General features: G+C 32.7%; 4 protein-coding genes. All 4 read right to left on the bottom strand.

Annotated elements, in window-relative coordinates:
* Window positions 1-328: 328 nt before the first annotated feature.
* Window positions 329-1,339, bottom strand: a complete 1,011-nt coding sequence (locus FTT94_RS16110) for a PoNe immunity protein domain-containing protein (RefSeq protein WP_180171112.1) — start codon at window positions 1,337-1,339, stop codon at window positions 329-331.
* On the bottom strand, window positions 1,336-2,604 hold the full coding sequence (locus FTT94_RS16105) for a type VI immunity family protein (RefSeq protein ID WP_180009468.1): 1,269 nt from the start codon (window positions 2,602-2,604) through the stop codon (window positions 1,336-1,338). The genes FTT94_RS16110 and FTT94_RS16105 overlap by 4 nt, the downstream gene beginning before the upstream one ends.
* A gap of 159 nt (window positions 2,605-2,763) precedes the next feature.
* Window positions 2,764-3,630, bottom strand: coding sequence for a PoNe immunity protein domain-containing protein (locus FTT94_RS16100; protein WP_306669888.1), 867 nt, complete (start codon window positions 3,628-3,630; stop codon window positions 2,764-2,766).
* Between the two features lie 38 nt (window positions 3,631-3,668).
* A complete protein-coding gene (locus FTT94_RS16095) occupies window positions 3,669-4,673 on the bottom strand; it encodes a PoNe immunity protein domain-containing protein (RefSeq protein WP_180171111.1) in 1,005 nt (334 codons plus the stop codon).
* Window positions 4,674-4,770: the final 97 nt, after the last annotated feature.

Genomic DNA, 4,770 nt, shown 5'->3' with positions numbered 1-4,770 from the left:
TGTACACAGTGCACTGGGTTATGTATCACCTTTTGAGTTTGAAGCAATGTACTATGATAAGATTAACCCGTTAGGTCAGGTGGCCTAACTTAAATAAAAAAGTCTCCGACAAACCCGGTACGGTTCACTTCTTCAGCGATATAATAATTTAACCGTCTTAAATCATTTATGGATCCATTATACTCAATTTTTTTTTGAACCAATCTATGATAAGAGTTTAATAAGTACTTCGTGATTTCAATATAAGTATTTTCAGTTAGAAAAATTTGTCGAATTTGTTTTTTATAGATGTCCATATCTATTCCAAAATGCCCCGAATGGCATCTACTTATTCAGTCAGATACCAAATCGTAAGACCCCAAGGGTTATCTTTAATCTCAGGCATATCTTCTCCTTGATTAAAATGACGTTTTTCCATGTTATTCGCAGGACTATACCATTCACCTGTTTTAAGGCAAATTTGGCCTGCTTCGCATCTTAGAGTTTTTGTACTAGGATTACTTATATCCTTCTCGCAAGGTACAAATTCTCGGGCAAATTTAACCAAATCTTTTGGATAAATCATATGTGTTATTTCGCTATCATCTAAATCTAGCAAATAAACGTAAGCAGCAGCTTCTATAGCCCAATATCCAAAGTACAAACCTTCATCCATTTTATGGGTATCATGCCAAGCTGCACTTTCAAATGCGGGATACCATAATTTCAAATATTCCTGTATATCTTGAATACTCTCTTCTTTAGTATCTCTATATTTACTAAAAATTAATGGGCGATATGGATTATCAAAAAACCATTGATCTACATCATATCTATCCATCAACTCAAATGATAAAAAGTCCTCATACAGCGTATCTAATTGTTCTGTTTGCTCATGGTAAATTTTGTCTTGCATCGCTGCAATACGTGGTAATAAGTCTCTTCTGTGTAATAGATAACACAGTCCTATCAACTGCATACATCTTTCGTACTCATCTATAGCTGTAAAATAAAATGGTGCCCAATCTTCATCCTCCTCGTCTTTGCGCAAGGCTATTGTATATTCTTCATATTTCGTAATTACATCTTCTAATTGAATTCTAAGTGTAGAAATATCAAACCCAGCAGTAAAATTTAGACTTAATAAATCATAAGAATGTAGTGATAAGTAATAATCTAATCTTCTTATATCAGATGGACTGTCTTCATATATTTTTTTACTTTCTAAAATTTCAATGGGTAATTCTTTTAAAAATATATTTACTCTATTGTAAACTTCATCTGTTAAAAATAATTGTCTTTTCTTTTTATCAAAAATCATTCTTATTCCAAAAATAATGCCCCGAAGGGCATAAATCATTCTTCACCATCAAACTGCCAGTACACATCACCCCAATCACTTTCAAAATCAGGGAATATATCACCTTGTTTAAAATATTGACGTGAGTTTTCTTTAGCAAAAGTATACCAATATCCTGCGTGAGGACATGGGCTACCGGCAATAACAATATCTATTCTTTCTGGTTCTTGAACTTCAACTTTCACTCGTTTTAATTCAGGCCAAGTGCTGTCTTCATCAAATCGTGCAATCCATTGCTTTGAACTTACGGCATCAAAACGTGGATTTGGATCATCTGACCACGCATCTAAAGTGGTCAGTTTTAAGTTATCACAACGTATCGGTTTAATTAGTTCATTTGCCATCACCAATAAATCAGGAACACCTTCTTCAACTGGATAAAGTGAAAGCTCTCCCAAACGTATCCATAAGCTGTATTTTGTTGAATCTTCTAGGTCTATAATTTTAGTAATTTCAATTCGTGGATCATCCAGTTTTTCACGAATTTGTTCTTCACTCAAGCCTAGTTTCTCTAGCCAGTAGGGAGAAAGTAAAAAGCACCATGTTGGGGTACGAATACCGCCACCTAAACCATCCCGATCTTCTGCAATAAACATATTTTCATGAGAAAACTCCATACCAGGATGATCAATATCGAGCCCGTAAAAATAATCCGTGAAAGTCCGTTCAACTGTTTCAAATTCAGGAGAAACAAATGCAAATTGACTTGTGTTTCCAATTTCATATCCACTATATGCTTGAATTGGGTTAAGCATTTCTAGACATTTTTGAACAAATGAGTACCAAATATCTTTATTGGATCTATACCATTGATCACCAAAAGTTAATTTTAGACTAGAATAGCGCTCACTAGAGTCTCTAATCTTTGCACTTAAAGCCCAACGTGGACTTTGATCTTGAGATTGTGCAGATGTTGCACCTAAATAGTAAATGAAATATTTTTTATAAATTTTTGCCATTTCAGCTGATATTTCTTCACGACTTCTAATCCATGAAATTGCCTTTTTCCAAACTTCAGTATCACATCGAAATCTTAAATGAAATGGCTTATCAATTATTTCGAATTCAAATTTCTCATAAATATCAATTACTTTTATCAAAAATTCTTGCGCATTTGTTTTTTTTTGATCAATATAAAATGTAATATAAGGGCAAACTCCGAACTCTTTTTTTTCTTCCCCATAAATTATTGATGTATCAAGAGGAATATCTCGAACTAATTCTTCTATTTCCTCATCATTTAAATAAACTTGTGCTGTGCTCATAAAATATTCTTTTAATTAATACTTCTTTTTTTAGAGATCCAATATTATCAAGTCCCGAAGGCATAAATTACTCTTCACCATCAAACTGCCAATACACATCGCCCCAATCACTTTCAAAATCAGGAAAAACATCTCCCAAGTTAAAGTATTGACGTGAGTTCACTTTAGCAACTGTAAACCAATAACCCTGTTGAGGACATTTTTCCCCAGCTTTAATTGAAAATTTATTACTGAAGTTTTGAGCTTGAATTTGTGATAAAATTCAACCAAATCTTTAGGGTAATATAAGTATTCATGTAAGACAGTATCATTCTCTATCTCTAACAGAATAACAGCGCACGCTGCTTCAAAAGCCCAGTATCCATAATAGCCACCTTCTGATTTATGAGTATCATGCCAAGGCGCACCTGATAAATCTTTGTACCAATTCTTTAAAAACTTACGGACAAAAGCTAAAGAAATTTCATTATCTTGATTTGAAAAGGCTTCACATAATAATAAGTAAGGTTTTGGTACTAATACTGTTGAACAATCATATCTATTTTCATCTGAAAAAGATAAATACTCTTCAATTAGCCAATCTTGAGCAACATTTTCTCTCATTTCTCCGTCAATTAATTTCGCAACTCTAGGTAGCAAATCCTTTCGGTGGAGTAAATAACACAAACTGATTAACCAAATACATGGACAATAGCCATCAATAGTAAATAATTCAAAAACTGGTAAGTTTATATTTTTATGATAACTTCTTAATTTACTTCCATATTGCTCATAATAGTCAATAACTATTTCAATTTGGCTTCTAATAAAAGGTAAACTATTGCCAGCTGTATATTCCAATATAAGCAGATTTAAATAGTCCTCTGCTACGATAGCATAAGAGTATACCCATCTTTCTTCTATTGAATCACCAACACCTGTAGGATTTACTTTAAAAGTTTCAATAGTGTTCAGAGTTTCCGCCTTTAATGTTTCATACATTTGAGGTGTAAGAAATTGTTGTCTTTTTATATTAACTAAATCCATTTTATGCCCAAAAACTGCCCCGAAGGGCATATTTTCACTTATTCTTCACCGTCAAACTGCCAATATACATCCCCCCAATCACTTTCAAAATCAGGGAATATTTCCCCTTGTTTAAAGTATTTACGAGTGTTTTCCTTGGCTACACTGAACCAATAACCTGATTGAGGACATTTTTTACCTGCTTGAATTGATACTTTTTGATATTTAGTTAGGAGGTCAATTTCAGCACTACTAGGTTTAAATGTACGATAGAACTCTATTAAGTCTTTAGGATAATAGAGGTATTCATGAAATTCTTTATCATTTTCTATTTCTAATAGAATAACAGCACAAGCTGCTTCAAAAGCCCAATATCCATAATATCCACCCTCTGATTTATGGGTATCATGCCATGAAGCTCCAGATAAATCTTTATACCATTTTTTTAAAAATTTGTTTAAATGCTTGAATGAAACTTTATTATCTTGGGTCACAAATGCATTGGATAACTCAAAATAAGGATTTGAAAAAAGGACATCTGAACAATCAAAACGGTTATCGTCATTAAAAGCCAAAAATTCCTCTACAATCCAATCTTTTCCTCCATTTTCTTGATCCTCTCCATCAACAAAGTTAGCTACCAATGGTAGTAAGTCAGTTCTTTTTAATAAATAACAAAGGCTGATAATCCATACATATACACAATAGTCATCTAAAATTTCGATGTCAAAAATACTAAAATTATTATCTTTATAATAGGCTCTTTGTTTTATAGAAAGTACCTTGAATAATTCAATTACTTTATCGAATTCTAAACGTAAATATTCAATTGGTTTACCAGCAGTATAATCCAAAATAAACAAATCAAACTGATACCTAGATGCTATCGAATAAGAGTCGACCCATCCTGCTTCGATATCTTCATCATTATTTGATTCACTTAGAAAACTTTCTATAGCACTGACAAGTTCACTCCTCGTAGACTTATAGTAACTTTCATCTAAAAATTGTTGTCTACGATTAAACTTAAATTCTGAACCGTACCGGTTTTGTCGGAGAGTCAATATTCTGAGAGACTATCCCGATGACAAAATTAAAATATACCCCTGAAATCAGAGAAAGAGCGGTTCAATTATTGATTGAATCTGAAAAAGATTATCC

Source organism: Acinetobacter sp. YH12027, from assembly GCF_013420085.1.
Lineage (GTDB): Bacteria > Pseudomonadota > Gammaproteobacteria > Pseudomonadales > Moraxellaceae > Acinetobacter > Acinetobacter amyesii.
The sequence above is the reverse complement of the archived record's forward strand: the minus strand, read 5'-3'. Positions and strand labels throughout refer to the sequence as shown.

Excerpts from the sequence above, each read along its gene's own strand:
- FTT94_RS16110 (WP_180171112.1), bottom strand. The coding sequence starts at position 1,339 with ATGATTTATGCCCTTCGGGGCATTATTTTTGGAATAAGAATGATTTTT.
- FTT94_RS16105 (WP_180009468.1), bottom strand. The coding sequence starts at position 2,604 with ATGAGCACAGCACAAGTTTATTTAAATGATGAGGAAATAGAAGAATTA.
- FTT94_RS16100 (WP_306669888.1), bottom strand. The coding sequence starts at position 3,630 with ATGGATTTAGTTAATATAAAAAGACAACAATTTCTTACACCTCAAATG.